Below are 17016 nucleotides of genomic sequence, written 5' to 3'. Positions count from 1 at the left end.
AACATGAAGAATATTAAATATATCGGGCTAGTCATTTTTTTAATTGGCCTATCAATTTTTACGGGTAGTATTTTCTTAGGTTCATTTAATTTGACCTCGGCAGAATTAGATGCATTTTTAAAAGAGAAAAACTATAAAAGTGAAGTCATCGAAGAAGAACTTAGAAAAGCAGTTGTTACTTCAGAAAACTTAAACATTTTTGAGTTTTCTAGCAACGTTCGAGCTGCCTATCAAGCTTCAAATGATCATTACGATGCCCTAATTGCAAAATATGATGCTGAAAAAAACTGGGATAAAAAAGGAGAACAGTATCAATATAAAATCTTTGGAAAACCACATACGTTAAGTTTCGATCTAGCAAAAAAAGCAGGTAAAGGATTTGTAAAAGAAAACCAAGGGTTACTTTGGTGGCTTACTTTTGGATTGGGTATTATTGGTGCTTTATTGTTTATACTACCTAACTACAAACTATTAGGAGGGCCTGGAATTAAAAACAACGGTATCTACTTAGAATCTAGCACCAACAAAGGCGCTATAGCTTGGTTCGTGTTAGTGTACTTAGTTACCTTTTACCTGTTACTATACTTTATGCCCGATTATGTGGTAAACTGGACTTATATTTTAGATCCAATTAGTGAAGCCTTAAACGGAGGGTTAGGTTCGCAATGGTTTGTATACGGGTTCCTTTACTGTGTTATCATGATAGTTATGGCAACCAGAATGTATATCAAATACAGACATAATAAATATCAAGTAGTAAGAACAACTTCTGTGTTATTTTTTCAAATAGTTTTTGCTTTCTTGATTCCGGAAATTATGACCAGTTTAAATATGCCTGGGTATGATTTTAAAAACGCCTTTCCATTAGATTATGATTTCTTCTTTGAGTGGAACTTAGATAGCTTAAAAAATAGCGGTGCTATTGGAATATTCATATTAGTCTGGGGTATTGTACTTACGTTAATTATTGTTCCTGTAATGGTATATTTCTTCGGAAAAAGATGGTATTGTTCTTGGGTATGTGGTTGTGGTGGACTTGCGGAAACTTTAGGTGATCCGTACAGACAACACTCTGACAAGAGCTTAAATGCATGGAAATTGGAACGTTGGTTAATTCATTCGGTGTTAGTATTCTCTTTAGTGATGACTTTAGTAACATTATATTGTTATTTTACCGGAGCACAATCGTTTTTAGGAATTCAATCTCAATGGATTAAAGACACCTATAGTTTCTTAATTGGAGCTTGGTTTGCAGGAGTAATCGGTACTGGTTTTTACCCTATATTTGGAAACCGTGTATGGTGTCGTTTTGGTTGTCCGTTAGCCGCATATTTAGGACTAGTGCAACGTTTTAAATCTCGTTTCAGAATTACAACCAACGGTGGACAATGTATTTCTTGTGGAAATTGTTCTACCTATTGTGAGCAAGGTATCGATGTTCGTGCATACGCTCAAAAAGGAGAAAATATTGTTCGTGCAAGTTGTGTAGGTTGCGGAGTTTGTTCGGCAGTATGTCCTCGTGGAGTTTTAAAATTAGAAAACGGACCTGAAAAAGGACGTATCAATCCTACCGAAGTTTTATTAGGAAATGATGTTGACTTGATGAAATTAGTAAATGAAAAGTAAACGTTTATATCTATATATCTGTAAAAAAGAAATAATGCTTTTTGTGTTGTTTCTTTTTTCACTTCAATCCTTTTCTCAAAAAAAATACCATAAAGCCTTTTATGGTAATGGAAAAATTAAAGAGGAAGGCTGGTTATTAAAAGATAAAAAAACGAAATACTGGAAGTTCTATTATAAAAACGGAACTCTAAAAAAAGAAGGGCATTTTAAAAATAATCTTCCTATAAAATATTGGTACTTTTACCGCAAAGATGCTTCTAAAGAAAAAGAGGGGCATTTTGTAAACGGCAAGCAAAACAAATGGTGGTTGTATTATGACAATGACGGAAATGTAAATCATAAATGTCAACTTAAAAATGACAAAAAAAATGGTTACTGCTTGCTTTATAAAAAACAAAAGCTTGTAAAAGCTGTAAAATTTAAAAACGGTAAAAAAATAAACGAATGGACCGATTTTTCTTCCTTTAAAAAAGAAAACAGTCTTAAAGATTTACAATGAAAAACCCTATTATTAAAGTAATTATCCCCGCTTATAATGAACAAGACTCTATTGGTAATGTAGTTAATGACATTCCAAAAACAGTAGAAGAAGTAATTGTTATTAGCAATAACTCTACGGATAATACTGAATTAAATGCGAGCAATGCTGGAGCTACTGTTTTAACCGAAAATAGAAAAGGTTATGGGTACGCTTGTTTAAAGGGAATGGAATATGTAGCCAATCAAGAAAATCATCCTGATATCATTGTATTTCTAGATGGAGATTATTCCGATTATCCTGAACAACTTACTGAAATTGTTAATCCAATTATTAATGATAACCTTGATTTTGTAATCGGTGCACGTGTAAAACGACTACGTGAACAAGGTTCTATGACACCACAACAAATTTTTGGGAATTGGTTGGCTACCTTTTTGATGAAATTATTTTTTGGTGCAAAATTCACCGATTTAGGTCCGTTTAGAGCAATTAAATACAACAAGCTGCTAGATTTAAAAATGGAAGATAAAACTTATGGGTGGACAGTAGAGATGCAATTAAAAGCCTTAAAGCAAAAATTAAGCTACACAGAAATCCCTGTAAAATATAGGAATAGAATTGGTGTTTCTAAAGTTTCAGGAACCGTAAAAGGTAGTATATTAGCGGGCGTTAAAATATTAGGTTGGATATTTAAATATAGTTTTAAATAATGGTTTTAGAATATATTATTATAACGGTTTACACCGTTTCTCTTGTATTAATACTTATGTATGCATTAGCACAGTTAAACTTGTTGTTTAATTACTTAAAATCTAGAAAACAACAAGACAATTGTGCTAAGTTTGATTTATCTAAACCAGAAGAAGTTCCGTTTATAACGATTCAATTGCCTGTGTTTAATGAACTGTATGTTATGGAACGTTTATTAAACAACATTGCTAAAATTAGGTATCCAAAAGATAAATTAGAAATTCAAGTTTTAGATGATTCTACTGATGAATCGGTTGTTTCTACTGGGAAACAAATAGAGCAGCTTCAAAAAACTGGGTTAGACATACAACACATTAGAAGAGAGAATCGTGTTGGATTTAAAGCTGGAGCATTGAAAGAAGGGTTGAAAACTGCAAAAGGAGAGTTTGTAGCCATATTCGATGCTGATTTTTTACCTGAAGAAGATTGGTTAGAAAAAACAGTTCCTTATTTTAAAAATGAAGAAGTAGGAGTGGTACAAACCCGTTGGGGACATATTAATAGAAACTACTCTACGTTAACTAAAATTCAAGCTTTTGCTTTAGACGCTCACTTTACATTAGAACAAGTTGGAAGAAACAGTCAAGGACATTTCATCAACTTTAATGGAACTGCTGGAATATGGCGTAAAGAGTGTATTTATGATGCAGGTAACTGGGAAGGAGACACCTTAACGGAAGATTTAGACTTGAGTTATCGTGCTCAATTAAAAAAATGGAAATTTAAATATTTAGAAAACGTAGTAACACCTGCAGAACTTCCTGTAATTATTAGTGCTGCTCGTTCTCAACAATTTAGATGGAATAAAGGTGGCGCAGAGAATTTCCAAAAAATGTTGAAGAAAATTATTACGAGTAATACCATCTCTTTTAAAACAAAAATTCACGGAATTTTACACTTACTAAACAGCTCTATGTTTACATGTATCTTTTTAGTAGCTGTGTTAAGTATTCCTATGTTATATATTAAAAATGAATATGCGCATTTAAAAGTATATTTTATTGTAATGAGTTTCTTCGTTATAAGTACACTGATCTTTTTCATTTGTTATTGGTTTATGTACAAACGAACCTATGGTGGAGGCTTTGTTAATTTTATAAAATACATTGGAGCGTTTTTCTCTTTCTTCTCAATAGCAATGGGATTCTCATTACACAATACAATTGCAGTACTAGAAGGACATATTGGAAAGAAAAGTGAATTTGTACGTACTCCAAAGTTTAATATAAAATCTTTAGCTGATAGTTGGAAGAATAACAAATACATTAAAAAAAGACCTTCTTTAAATGTAGTTATAGAAGGCTTATTAGCTTTGTATTTTGCTTTTGGTATGTATAGCGCATTTGTTGTTGGAGATCAAGGTGGAGATTTTGGTCTATTCCCTTTCCATTTTATGTTATTTATAGGATTTGGATATGTTTTTTACAAATCAATTTTCTCTAAAGCTTAATGAATATTTTAAAAAAATACAGTAATACCTTACTGGTTATTCTTTGCTTATTACTGTATTTTTATTTTTCCTATTTCTTAGAAAGAACTCAATTTAATCTCCTTGTTTTTCTATGGTGTTCTTTATTTGGTCTTTCTTATTTCCTTTGGAAAAGAAATTTAGATAACTTTCAGTTCTTAGCAGGGATTTCTATTCTGTTTAGATTGGTTTTTTTGTTTGCTATCCCTAATCTATCACAAGATTTTTATCGTTTTATTTGGGATGGTCGCATGATTTTAGAAGGGTTAAACCCTTATCTTTCCTTACCAGAAACTTTTATTGAATTACGAAATTACCCAGTAAATCAAGCTGTGGAGTTATACGAAGGTATGGGAGCAATGAACGGAAGTCATTACACCAATTACCCACCTATCAACCAGCTTTGTTTTTTTATTGCCGCATTGCTTTTCAATAAGAGTATTTTAGGAAGTGTTATTGTAATGAGATCTTTAATTATACTAGCTGATTTAGGGATCTTATACTTTGGTAAAAAACTACTTGAAAAACTAAAACTTCCAGTACATAGTATTTTTCTATATATTCTAAATCCGTTTATTATTATTGAGCTTACGGGTAATCTTCATTTTGAATCGGTGATGTTATTCTTTTTAGTATGGTCTTTATACCTACTCTCTCAAAGAAAATGGGTTCTCTGTGCAGTTTTATTAGCTTGCTCTGTTTCTGTAAAGCTTATTCCGTTGTTATTCTTACCTCTTTTCTTTCAATGGTTTGTAAATAATAAAGATTCTATTTTTAATGGATTAAAACGACTTGTAGGTTTTTATGTTATTACCATACTAAGTATCATTTTGTTTTTTATTCCGTTTCTATCTTCAGCTTTAATAGATAACTACGCAAATTCTGTTGGTTTATGGTTTAGAAACTTTGAGTTCAATGCAAGCTTTTATTATATCGCTAGAGAAATTGGTTATTTATTTAGAGGGTATAACGAAATAGCTATTATTGGCAAAATAGCACCTATTTTAACTATTTTATTTCTATTGATTATTACGTTCTTTAGAAAAAATCATTCTTTTAAAGAGCTACTAACAGCAATGTTATTCGGGCTCTCATTTTATTACTTTACAACCACAACCATGCATCCTTGGTATATTGCAACACTTTTAATCTTATCGGTGTTTACAAAATATAGATTTCCTGTTGTATGGAGCCTTGTAATCATAGTAAGTTATCAAGCATATGCTAATACTCCATGGAAAGAAAATTTATGGTTTGTAGCTCTTGAATATGTACTAGTATATGGTTTTCTAGCTTGGGAAATGTTTAGTCATAAGAAACGGTACTCTGACGCTCACGATTCACCTGTAATTTAGTAACATCTGGCCTAGAATAATGTCCTACAGGGTCAAAGTTTTGGCGTTCTTCTAACACTCTATTAAAATCTATTGTTTCAATAATTAGTCCTTCCTTATGAATTACCGGAGCTACTACCCATTCACCATCAGGACCGGCAATACAAGAACCTCCATTAGCTAAAGTGTCTTTTGCATTTATTAGTATTTTATCTAGATGTGGTGTTTCCGTAGGAAAATCGTCTTTTGTCATCATACTTGATACTGAAACCACAAAAGATCTTGATTCTCTTGCTATAAAACGCGTAATATCTTTTGTATTAAAATCACTTCCTGGCCATACTGCAATGTGTAAATTTTCTCCTAAACCATATAGTGCGGTTCTAGGTAATGGCATCCAATTTTCCCAGCAATTTAAACCTCCAACAGTAAAATCTTTTAATGAATGTACTTGTAATCCATTTCCGTCACCTGGAGACCACGTTAATCGCTCTTCATAAGTTGGTTGTAGTTTTCTATGGACAGATTTTATTTCTCCTTCTTCACTTATATATACTAGTGATGCATAAATACTATGTCCTCCTCTATTAAGTGCTCTTTCCATAATACCTAAATAAATAGCTATATTATGTTCTTTTGCAAGTGAACAAATAGAATTAAGTTCTCCCTTTTCAATAGTAATTGAGTTTCTAACATAATGTGCATGTATTTCTTTTTGTACTTGAGAATTAAACTGTGCTCCATTTGTTAATTCTATCCAAAAAGGATAGCCCGGTAATAATGCTTCTCCAAAAACTATTAGTTCGCAATTACTTTGAGAGGCTTCTACAATACTATTTTCTATCTTCTTTATGGTTAATTCTTTATTCAACCATACCGGGCTAATTTGGGCTAGAGCTATTTTAAGGAAGTTATTAGGCATACGATCTTTTCAGATAAAGATATAAAAAAACCCACTCAAAAAAACTGAGTGGGAAAAATTGCTATGAAAAAGAAAAAGAAAGTGGTTTTTCAACCACATTTCAAATATAATTAAGTTTTTCTTTTAACCAAAAGCTTTCGTCGAAAAAATAACTTTTTTTTAATCTATGTTAAATATTCACTTAACAATCAATACACAACTATCATGTTTACTCTACCTTAAAAGCAATGGGTAGTGTATATTTAACTTTTACCGGATTGTTATTTTGTTTTCCTGGTGTAAATTGAGGAATCTTTCCAATTACTCTATTCACCTCCTTTTCCAATCTCTTATGTGGAGCTCTAATTTTCACTTCAGAAACATTTCCTTTTTTATCAATAACAAACTGCGTATATATTTTGTATTTTCCAGATCTTAGTCCTGCATCCTGTGCAATACCAGAATTAAAATAACGTCTTACATGCTTTTGAATTTTACTTTCGAAACATATTCTAGTTTCTTTCTCATTTAATCCCTCACATCCTCTAAAAACAGGTACATTTTGCACATTTCCAATTGACATTGGTTTAGGATCTTCATCATCGATAATATCATCTTCACGAGCCTCATTTATTGAGTTTACATCTACCACATGAGTATTATCTTGTGTTGGTAAATCAACAACGGTTTTTACAAAATCATCCTTTACTTTTTCAATCTTAGTAAGATCCTTTACTGGCTTTTCTTTTTTTACAGGTGTATTCTTTTTCTTTTCCTCCTTTTTAACCAATATTACTGGTCTATCAAATTCATAGGGCATTTCAATAAGCACACCATCGTTTACTGCTATCACATCTTTGTTAACAGGACTTTCATGTTCTAAAACAAGATAAACAGTAAATAGAACCAATACTAGTCCTAGTTGCATAAATACCGTAGAGAATTTTTCTAATTGCTTTTTTGGATACTTTTTTGGCATTTTCATAGTTTTAAATTTTAATGTTAATATTTTCTTAAAATCAAAAAATATGCCATAAAAAAAGACAACCATTTTGGTTGTCTTCTTAATATCTTAAGTAGCTAAGTTTATTCTACGTTAAAAGTAATTGGTAACGTATAACCAACTCTTACTGCTCGACCTCTTTGTCTACCAGGCTTCATTTTTGGAATCTTTTTAGCTACACGCATAGCTTCTTTCTTTAATCTTGGATGCGGAGCTCTTGCTCTTACGTCAATAATAGATCCATCTTTATCGATCTTAAACTGCACGTAAATTCTTTTCTTACCAGGAGCTAATCCTAACTCATTTGCTAACTCAGAGTCAAAATAACGTTGAACGTGCTTTTGCATCTTCTTATTTAAACAAGCTTTCTTTTGTGCTTTCGTACCAGAACATCCAGGAAATACCGGAACTTCTTCGATAATTGCAAAAGGTACATCCTCTACAAGTTCTTCTTCTTCCTCCACCTCAACAATCTCTTCTACTTCTACAGCTTCAGATTCATCTGTTTCAGTAGATTCAAGTACTGTTTCTTCAATCTCTTTTTCGTCCTCTACCACTTCAATCTTCTCAGGTGTTGGTGGTGGTGGAGTTTTAGGTTGTGGCTTTGGAGGCTCAATTTGAAGCTCAATAGTTTCTTCATCTACATCAGAAGCCATATCAGCAACTCCTAAGTCTCCATACTCTTTATCGTATGTTTTGTTTTCAATTGCTACATACGTAACAAATAAAGCTAAAACCAAACCTAGTTGCATAAACAACTTGCTATAATTTTCAAGATTTGATTTTGGATTTTTTTTAATTTCCATCCTAAATGTTTTTATAGGTTGCTAATTTAAATAATTTATTTCAACTTTTACAAGCCTTATCCTTTAAATAGCTTACTTTTTAACAATAAAAACCCGAAAAAAAATAAATGCTATTAAAATTCCTATCGTATTTGCTAAAATATCGTAATATTCAGCAAATCTATAAGTCGTTAATACTCCCTGTAATACCTCAATAATTATACCATAGGCAAAGCAACAGAGCACAATTATAGCTATTGATACTTTATTTTTCAAAGCCAATAACCAAAATAACGTTAAAAAAAAATAGGCAATTGCGTGCTCTATCTTATCTATATTGGAAAAACTTATAGGTAAGGGATACTTACCAAGTTTTGCTAAACTTAAAATAGCAATAGAAATCGTAACTCCTATTGCTATTATAATACTATTATCCTTGAATAATTTCTTGATATCCTTCTGCACTTAATAAGTCTTCTACTTGAGATGCATCTGATAATTTTACTTTAATCATCCATCCTGCTCCATAAGGATCAGAATTAACCAATTCTGGCTCGTCTTCTAAAGTTTCATTAAATTCAATTACTTCTCCAGTTAATGGCATAAATAAGTCTGAAACAGTCTTAACTGCTTCTACTGAACCAAATACTTCTTCAATTTCTACAGTTTCATCAAGAGTGTCTACATCTACATAAACAATATCTCCTAATTCTCCTTGTGCAAAATCAGTAATACCGATTGTAGCTACATCTCCTTCAATCTTAACCCACTCGTGGTCTTTTGTGTACTTTAATTCTGATGGAATATTCATTTGTAATTTTCTTTATATAATTTTAAAATTTAGTTTCCTAAGTTGTATACCAAGTTAATTCCAGCATTGATTGATTGCCTTGGGAATGTTGTTGAAATCGCATAATTAAAAGTTTGATGATTATAATACAACGATGCCGTTAAATTACTACTCAAATTATAATCTGCTAAAAATTTCAATCCAAATAATCGCTCTCCTCCTGTAATTTGGTTGTTATTCTCGTCAATACTTCTTATCAATGTTAAATTATCTCTTAGAGAAATATCTGCCCTTATATTAATGTCTCCTTTCAACGTTTCTTTCTTTCCAGTAAAGTGCGTTACAAATTTAACATCTCTAATTTTATAACCGAAACCAATAACATATTCAGTTCCTTTGATATCTGTTAAAGTGTTATTGTTAAAGTTTAAGGTTAAACTTCTATCTCTTCGGATTTCTCCTTTAAAAGAGAATGAATTTTTCATTCTAAAATCAACTTTAATTAATGGAGAAAACTCATCGATTAAAGTTGCCGACGAAATTAGTAATTGTGGTTGATAATTACCAGAACTATTTGTAATTGGTGGATTTCCTACAGATACCGGCATATCCGAGTCAACTCCTTCATACTGTAAGTTGTTGGTAAAGTTACCAATAGTATAAGAAGATTTGTATCCATGCGAAAGTGTAAATGAAGAGAAATTCTTTTTAAACCACTTATATTTCATCAATCCATTAAAACGTAAGGTCCAGTTTGGAATCGGAATATTTCTAAAAATTCCAGTATCAACAGAGTTAGGACTACTTCCTGAGTATGCAGCCATAAACGCTGGTAACATTACTTGTTGTCCTTTTTCAGTAAATCCAGATTGATTGAACCCTGTTTCATTAGCTAACCTATTTGCGATAGTACTTCTATAATCTAAGAAGTTCTGGAACAATGTTTCATTATCTGTAAACATAGTACCCAACATAGAATAACTCATACTAAAGTTACCTGTTTCATAAGGTCTAATATTAGGATCTTGATGAAAACCACCACTTCCATTAGGAATAATATCTAACTGTTGAGTAATATTACTAGTTTTAATTCTATTTCCTCTAAAGTCAATCGTTAATGTTTTAAACGGTTTTACAGAGATATTGTAATCTAATTTTTGAGCTCCCGTTTTACCGAAATTCTTGCTATAATAATCTTCATCTGCATTACGTGTAACTAACCATCCGTTTTCTATAGCCGTATTTAAAATTTCTGTCTGACTTCCAAATACAAACCCTAGCGTAGGAGCCAATCCTCCTCCATGACTATCTCTACCTAAAAATCCTACTGAAGGTCTATATCCTTGTAATAAAGTACCGTTATTTTCTGTATAACTAATTTTTGCTCTTTTTACTGAAGTTAACACGTCATAAAACCCTTTCATTACTTTATGTCCGAAATTAGCATTCTTCTTAAGCTTTGCTTTTTTCTGAGGTTGTTTTGAACCTAAAGCTACCGTTCCTTTTTTTGTAGGTGCTTTTCTGGTTCCTTTTAACAATAACTTATCCAACCTTAGTGTTTTATAAAACCTTCCAAAATCAATGTTGGTATTGATGCTATGTGTATTAGCATTCTGAATCATATTTCCTACTACATCTTGAAATTTTAATGTAGTTGGTCCTCCAGGAACTGGATTATCAATTGGAATAATACTTTGTGATCCTGCTTGCCAATCAAAATCAGCAGTATATGCATAATCAGCACTTAAAAAACTTAAGTAAGGAAATTTGTTTAATGGTAACTTATATGTTGCATTTAACTTCTGATGATACTTGTCTGGTCTACCAATATTAAAAAACTGATCATAAATTTCTAAGTTTTCTTGGGCTCCAAAACTGTCGTATATAAAGTTATTGGTTGCATTAAAGTTTAACTGCAACGATTTTGTTAAATCGAAACCAATAGTGTAATCCCAGTTAAACATAAATCTTCTCTGAATTAAGTCTGGTTGCTGTGGCAATCCTTCAAACAAGTTTCTTGATCGTTCAGAAACATAGTTTCTATTAATTCTTGAATTTAAAGCTAATGTTTTAGGTACTGGGTTAAAGTTAATATCTCTTATAAACTGTAAATATTTACTTTTAAATAATGATGATTTTTTAAACGGCTCTAAACTCCATGGTAAAAACGTAAAATTATAACTCGCTCCCGCCATTACATTTTGATTCGTAAAGTTCTCTATGTTATAATCTTTATGAAATTCTTCATTATATGAGTACGAAAGTGAAAAATTCTCTACATCATAAAACTTAGGCTTTTTCTTACTTTCAGGATTCCTGTTCTTCTTAACATTGATAAAGCTTATACTTTTTCTACGCGTATAGTCTTGCGCGTTTTCTAAGTTTCTTTTTGCTTGTGCTGAATTTGAATTTCTAGCTTGCTCTAATGTTACATCTTGAAATTGTGGATCGTATTGTGGATCTCTAAATTCCTCTCCATAACTATAGCTCATTGGCACCTGCATGTTCCATTTTTTAGGCATCATTTTACCTAGTTGAACATTAGTAGCAACACTATATTGTTTTACTTCTTCAATACTTCTTTGTTGCACTCGATCATCTACATTTCCAAATCCGATAGTAGACATTCTTCCTGCTAACGAAACATCAAGTACATCAGCCATGTTTGCATCGGCATTTATTACTGCAGCCCAACCACCTTTGTTATCAAAACCTACCGCACGTAATTCATTGAACCATACTTCTGCCGATTTTCTATCTGGCGCAGTATTGTTTATCCCAAGCATTACTGTTCTAACTTGAGCCAGTGTTGGATTACCTTTTACGGTAACTTTTAACATTCCTCCTTCTACCGAAGGATCAGCAATCTCTTGAGTAAATGGAATATTAAAACCTCCATCTGGCCTTTCTATTTTCAAACTCGACAGTGCCTCTAAAGGAATGTCTAAATTATTTTCTGCTGGCCAAACATCTAATGGAGTAACATTTGACGTTGATAATTTCAATGGTTTTTCTATCTGATAGTAATTATCATTTAAATCTGTACCTAAACGAATAATCGCAACAATATCATTATCTTGTGTAGCCGTAGATATTCCTCCTTGCTTATTTTCGGCATGCATAAACATTCTCAACCTCTTATATCTACGCATATCAATACTTATATTTTTAAATATCGTACGCAAAGAATCTGTTGGTAAATCTGTAACTTTTAATGTTACCGATTGTTCATTTTGACGCTGAATTCTATTTGTTCCTTGTAATCGTTCTCTCTGAATACCTGGAGGTAATTGATACACATCATCATTCTGTTCAATACTTACAACTCCTACTTCGAAGTTATTCAATTGATCTAATGATAAATTTTGCGGTGTACCTGTATCTGGTAATGTTTTCGTATAACGTCTCCAATCTCCTCTTACTAATTCCAATTCTCCAAAACGTAACACTACTGGAATTCTAAACCCAGTTACAAACATTCTCATAAAACGGATACTGTTAAAATCAGTAATTCCTCCAACAGGAGTTCCGCTTCTAACAGGTATTCTAAACTGATACCATGTAGTTGCTCTTGTTTCTCCGTTTGATAAGGTTATAGACTCATTTTTTGAATCTACTATAAACCCATTTCCATTAGCAAGTTCATTTTTATTAAGAGATATTTCATACTCAAAATAACTATTAACTGGGTTCATCGTTTGATCCTTATTAATATCTTCTACATCTGGATAGGTATTTGATGATGTTGGGAAAGCTTCGTTTGATTGTCCTGGCGTTGGCGAATTTCCTTCAGTACCATTATAGTTTTTATAACGTGTTAAAATAGATGGATCTAAGGTTTCAATTGCTCCTCCTCTAAAGAACTGGAAGTTATCTCCAGAAGGATCCGGAAGTGCTGCGTATCCAGGGAATTGAACTCCTTCATCTGTATCATTTAATCCATCAAGACCAATATCTTGTTGTTCTCTATCGGCAGCATCACTACCAAAAGCATATAGTATAGAAGGATTTGTTGGCACCTTACCCCAAACTGTATTTGACGTTTGCGAAGGGTTATTTGTTGTCGGTAATCCATTTTCATATTGTTTCCTTCCATCACGTAAAATATCTTCAGAAATATTTCCTAAATTGAATACCAATTTTCCATGATTTGAAACATCATTAGGGTCTAAACCAGCAGGAAGCCCTTCTTCTTGTGAAATAGAATATCCTTCATATGGATCCATTAACCAAAACTGAATATACTCAACATTTGCTTGTTCAAAATTATTCGTTGTTAATGGTCTCATAATACCTCCCCAGTTTTCTTCAGGAGTTCTTAAGATTACTTTATTCTCAGCTACATTAATTTCCTGAACATCTGGGTTATAATTATAAGGCCCTCTTTCTGATGGATAGAATGCTAAATCTAATGTTCTAACTAAGTTTTGTTGGGTTATATCTAAATCTGTATTTGGATATAATTCATTATAGCTAATTTGACGAACCTCATTCCTAGACAATTCATTCTCGTCTATATTCCCAGGTCTATTTGTACTACCATAGAATAATTGATCAACATTATACCATGCTAATTTTGCTCTTTTATAATTGTATGTTAAGTCATCTAAACCTCCATTCAATCCTTGCGATTCAGGTGTACTCGCTAAAAACCATTGTTGCGGAGATGTTAATGTAATTGGTATTTGAGATGCTTCAAAATCATCTAAATATGAAGTTGCTGTCCCGTCTACATTAATTCCACTTGGAGATCCTGGTAGTAAATACGCAAAATCAGCTCTTACAGAAACATTTGAAGGTGCATCCGTCTCTACAAATGGTAATTTATTTGCTAATTTGGTTAAATATGGAGCTTCCGATGAATAATCTAAGTTTAAACCAAACATTATATTATCAATAGGCTCTCCTCCTAAATTAACTTTTGGAGTAATTGGTCTTTCTGTTACATTTAAAAATGTACCTCCTAAAGTGAACTTTTCCGAAAAACGATGTTCTACATCTATTCCTATAAATGTTTTACGCTGTTGATTGAAAAAAGTATTGTTTTCTACAGAAGCATTAATTGGAACTCCTGATGCTTCAAGTCCTGGATCTAAGATTTGTACACGTCCTAATTGATAATCTACCACATAATCTACACCTTCTACCAATTGTCTTCCACCTGCTGTTACTCTAACTGATCCCCTTGGCACATTAAATGCTCCTAATGATATACCTCTACTAGTTTCTGATTTAAAATATCCTTTTAAGAAGAACTTATCTTTATTTTGATATTCATTCTTAGCTTGGATTTTAGTAGTTAAGTAAAGTTCTTCAAAGACAAAGTTATTTTGATCATTCGCATTGGTTAAAACATCTTTTAAATCATCACCAAAAGGCTCTGGTTCAGGGAAAATAACATATCCTCTTTCTGAATTAACGGTAACACCTTCCACATAATCAAAGAAACCATCTCCATTCGGTATTGCATATTGACTTTGGTCTAACCTATCTAAACTAGCTAATCTTAATAATGGTACGTTTGCTACATTAGGAGTCTCTGCACTTTGTAAGGTATTTTGAAGTGTCCCTGTTTGATCATTTCTATACAATAACTCAAAACGGAATCCTTCTCTTTGTAACGGAAATGCTCCAATAGCATATACGTTTTTCATCATTAATCTCCATGTTGGAAATGACTCCCCTAAAGTTGTTGCCGTAGCTGTATTTGGTCTTACTGTATTTAAAATTTCACTTCGTAATAATTTAACAGCAATATTATCTGGCGCTACTACTCCATCATTAGAAAACTCCCCTACCTTGAACACTGTTTCATTACTAGCTCCTCCACTATCTCTTGCACCAACAACAGTATATTCATAAGCAACTGCTAATACTTCACCATCATTTAACCTTCTGTTTAAAGAAATATATCCTAATTGTGGATGTAATCTAAATTCGTTTGGTTGTAATCTTCTTGCGTTTTGTAAATACGAATAGTTAAATCCTTGTCTTGCAGGAATCCCTAATCCATTTATGGCATTATCAATAGTAGCTACATCACGAATCCCTCCAGAGGTTGCTGATAATAAAGTTCCTAAATTATTTACGTCATTATAGGGTAATGTTCTTCCATTCGCGCTAATAGCTCCCGGAGTAGTAATAACTTCCGTTGGGTTTACCTCATTAACATCTTCAGATTCTCCTAAATCGGCTAAAGCAACAATACTACGATAATCAGTTACATTTTGTGTTTGATTAGTTACCCAAACTTCTACTCTTGTAATATTAACCGGGCTATTTATTAACGGATAATTCTTTAAGGCTCCTTTATAAGAATCTCTAAAGTACTGAGATAAAAAGAAGTGTCGATCATTATCATAATCTGATGCTCTCAACTCAAAAGGCTCTATAGTAGCTCCTCCTTGGGCAACTACTGTTTTAGATTGAGAGTTTTGTTGAGAAAAAGCTGCAGTAACATAGGTTTTCCCGAATTGTAATTCTGTTTTTACCCCAAATAAAGCTTGCGCTCCATTAATTAAGGAGTTTTTTATAGGCATACTTATATTACCCGCTTCAATATTTCTAATAATATCGTCTTCAGTTGGTGTATACTCTAATTTAATTACATTTTGAAAATCAAAAGTAGATTGTGTATCATAGTTTGCAGTAACAGTTAAACGCTTTCCTACTTTTGCTTGTAAGCTGGCACTTATTTGTTGATCAAAATCGAACGTAAAACTACTTTGGTTTTCTATAGATATTTGAGGGTTTTCATTTTTTTGATAAATCGCTCCTAGTTTAATATTAATTTGTCCAGAAGGGATTACTTCTACCGTATTTCCTCCAAAAACAGATTCAAAAAACTTTGAGTTTACATAATACTTAGGAAGTAAATTTTTTCTTGCTTTGTTATTCCCTTTATTCCTACCACTTGATGCATTTACTTTCTCCTTAAAATAGGATTTTACATCGCTTTTTAAACGGAATTTATCATATTCTGCTGGAGACATAAAAACCGGAGTTCCTATGTAGTAGTCTCCAATTTTCTCTACTAAAACAAACTTATTTATAGACTTATCATAAGTAATGTGTATCTGAGAAGGGTTATTTAAAAATAAGCTTCCGCTTTGATTAAAGTTAAAGTTATATTGAAGCGGAATCGAATCCTTTTTTACAATTTGTGTACTATCTTTCGGGGTGCTTTGTGAAAACGAAACAACACTTACTAAGATAGTAAGTGCTGTTAGTAATTTATTAAGAAATGTCTTTTCCAACCTTAATTATAAGTTTTTAAGAGCCATTTTTATCAAGTGCTCAACCGTTGCACTTGGTGACTCTTTTAATATATTCGTAACTACTTTATCGGCCTGCTTACGCGCAAACCCTAAAACCTCTAATGCAGATAACGCTTCTTCTTTATTTGTATTGTCTTGAACTACTGAAACCTCCTCTAAATCAAAAGTTTTTAATACTTTATCTTTTAAATCAACAATAACTCTTTGAGCAGTTTTTGCTCCAATCCCCTTCACCGATTGAATTAATTTTACGTTTTCTGAAGCTATTGCTTGTTGAATGTCTTCTGTTGTCATTGATGACAACATAGTTCTGGCCGTACTTGGTCCTACTCCTGAAACTGAGATTAACAATTTAAAAACCTCTCGTTCCACTTTACTTATAAAACCATAAAGCGTATGTGCATCTTCTCGAATTGATAAGTGTGTATATAGCACAACATTTTCTTCACTTGGTAATGCAGAATATGTGTTCAGAGAAATATGTAATAAGTATCCCACACCGTTACAATCTACTACAACATCTGTAGGATTTTTTTCAACAAGTCTCCCCCTAATTTGTGTTATCATTCGCTTTTTAATTCGAGTTGTCTAAAGTAGAAAA

General features: G+C 32.3%; 12 protein-coding genes. 5 read left to right on the top strand and 7 right to left on the bottom strand.

The window, feature by feature from the left end; translation table 11 throughout:
- Nucleotides 1-3 precede the first annotated feature (3 nt).
- From Q0873_RS09265 to Q0873_RS09245, 5 genes are read left to right on the top strand one after another with little or no spacing between them, the layout of a single operon-like run.
- Nucleotides 4-1626 carry a 4Fe-4S dicluster domain-containing protein gene (locus Q0873_RS09265; protein WP_299106391.1) on the top strand — a complete coding sequence of 541 codons (1623 nt, stop codon included), beginning with the start codon at nt 4-6 and terminating at the stop codon, nt 1624-1626.
- Nucleotides 1616-2125, top strand: a complete 510-nt coding sequence (locus Q0873_RS09260; RefSeq protein WP_299106389.1) for a hypothetical protein — start codon at nt 1616-1618, stop codon at nt 2123-2125. The genes Q0873_RS09265 and Q0873_RS09260 overlap by 11 nt, the downstream gene beginning before the upstream one ends.
- Nucleotides 2122-2817 (top strand): glycosyltransferase family 2 protein, encoded by a 696-nt coding sequence (locus tag Q0873_RS09255; RefSeq protein WP_299106387.1) that lies wholly within the window; start codon nt 2122-2124, stop codon nt 2815-2817. Before Q0873_RS09260 ends, Q0873_RS09255 begins: the two co-directional genes overlap by 4 nt.
- Nucleotides 2817-4307, top strand: a complete 1491-nt coding sequence (locus Q0873_RS09250) for a cellulose synthase family protein (RefSeq protein WP_299106385.1) — start codon at nt 2817-2819, stop codon at nt 4305-4307. Before Q0873_RS09255 ends, Q0873_RS09250 begins: the two co-directional genes overlap by 1 nt.
- On the top strand, nt 4307-5680 hold the full coding sequence (locus Q0873_RS09245) for a mannosyltransferase (RefSeq protein WP_299106383.1): 1374 nt from the start codon (nt 4307-4309) through the stop codon (nt 5678-5680). Before Q0873_RS09250 ends, Q0873_RS09245 begins: the two co-directional genes overlap by 1 nt.
- Here Q0873_RS09245 and Q0873_RS09240 read toward each other — a convergent pair.
- The 7 genes from Q0873_RS09240 to ruvA form a co-directional block, all read right to left on the bottom strand.
- Nucleotides 5631-6581 carry a carbon-nitrogen hydrolase family protein gene (locus Q0873_RS09240; RefSeq protein ID WP_299106381.1) on the bottom strand — a complete coding sequence of 317 codons (951 nt, stop codon included), beginning with the start codon at nt 6579-6581 and terminating at the stop codon, nt 5631-5633. The genes Q0873_RS09245 and Q0873_RS09240 overlap by 50 nt on opposite strands.
- A 208-nt stretch (nt 6582-6789) precedes the next feature.
- Complete coding sequence (locus Q0873_RS09235; RefSeq protein WP_299106379.1) at nt 6790-7545, bottom strand: energy transducer TonB; 756 nt, start codon at nt 7543-7545, stop codon at nt 6790-6792.
- A gap of 101 nt (nt 7546-7646) precedes the next feature.
- Nucleotides 7647-8369, bottom strand: coding sequence for an energy transducer TonB (locus Q0873_RS09230; RefSeq protein ID WP_299106378.1), 723 nt, complete (start codon nt 8367-8369; stop codon nt 7647-7649).
- Nucleotides 8370-8441: 72 nt separating this feature from the next.
- Nucleotides 8442-8813 (bottom strand): VanZ family protein, encoded by a 372-nt coding sequence (locus Q0873_RS09225; RefSeq protein WP_299106376.1) that lies wholly within the window; start codon nt 8811-8813, stop codon nt 8442-8444.
- Complete coding sequence (gcvH, locus tag Q0873_RS09220; protein WP_299106374.1) at nt 8779-9159, bottom strand: glycine cleavage system protein GcvH; 381 nt, start codon at nt 9157-9159, stop codon at nt 8779-8781. Before gcvH ends, Q0873_RS09225 begins: the two co-directional genes overlap by 35 nt.
- Before the next feature lie 29 nt (nt 9160-9188).
- Nucleotides 9189-16394, bottom strand: coding sequence for a cell surface protein SprA (gene sprA, locus Q0873_RS09215; RefSeq protein ID WP_299106372.1), 7206 nt, complete (start codon nt 16392-16394; stop codon nt 9189-9191).
- Between the two features lie 6 nt (nt 16395-16400).
- The gene (ruvA, locus tag Q0873_RS09210) at nt 16401-16982 is read right to left on the bottom strand and encodes a Holliday junction branch migration protein RuvA (RefSeq protein WP_299106370.1); all 582 of its coding nucleotides are present in this window, start codon (nt 16980-16982) and stop codon (nt 16401-16403) included.
- Nucleotides 16983-17016 lie beyond the last annotated feature (34 nt).

It is taken from the genome of uncultured Tenacibaculum sp., from assembly GCF_947498805.1.
In the GTDB taxonomy this organism is placed as follows: Bacteria; Bacteroidota; Bacteroidia; order Flavobacteriales; family Flavobacteriaceae; genus Polaribacter.
The sequence above is the reverse complement of the archived record's forward strand: the minus strand, read 5'-3'. Positions and strand labels throughout refer to the sequence as shown.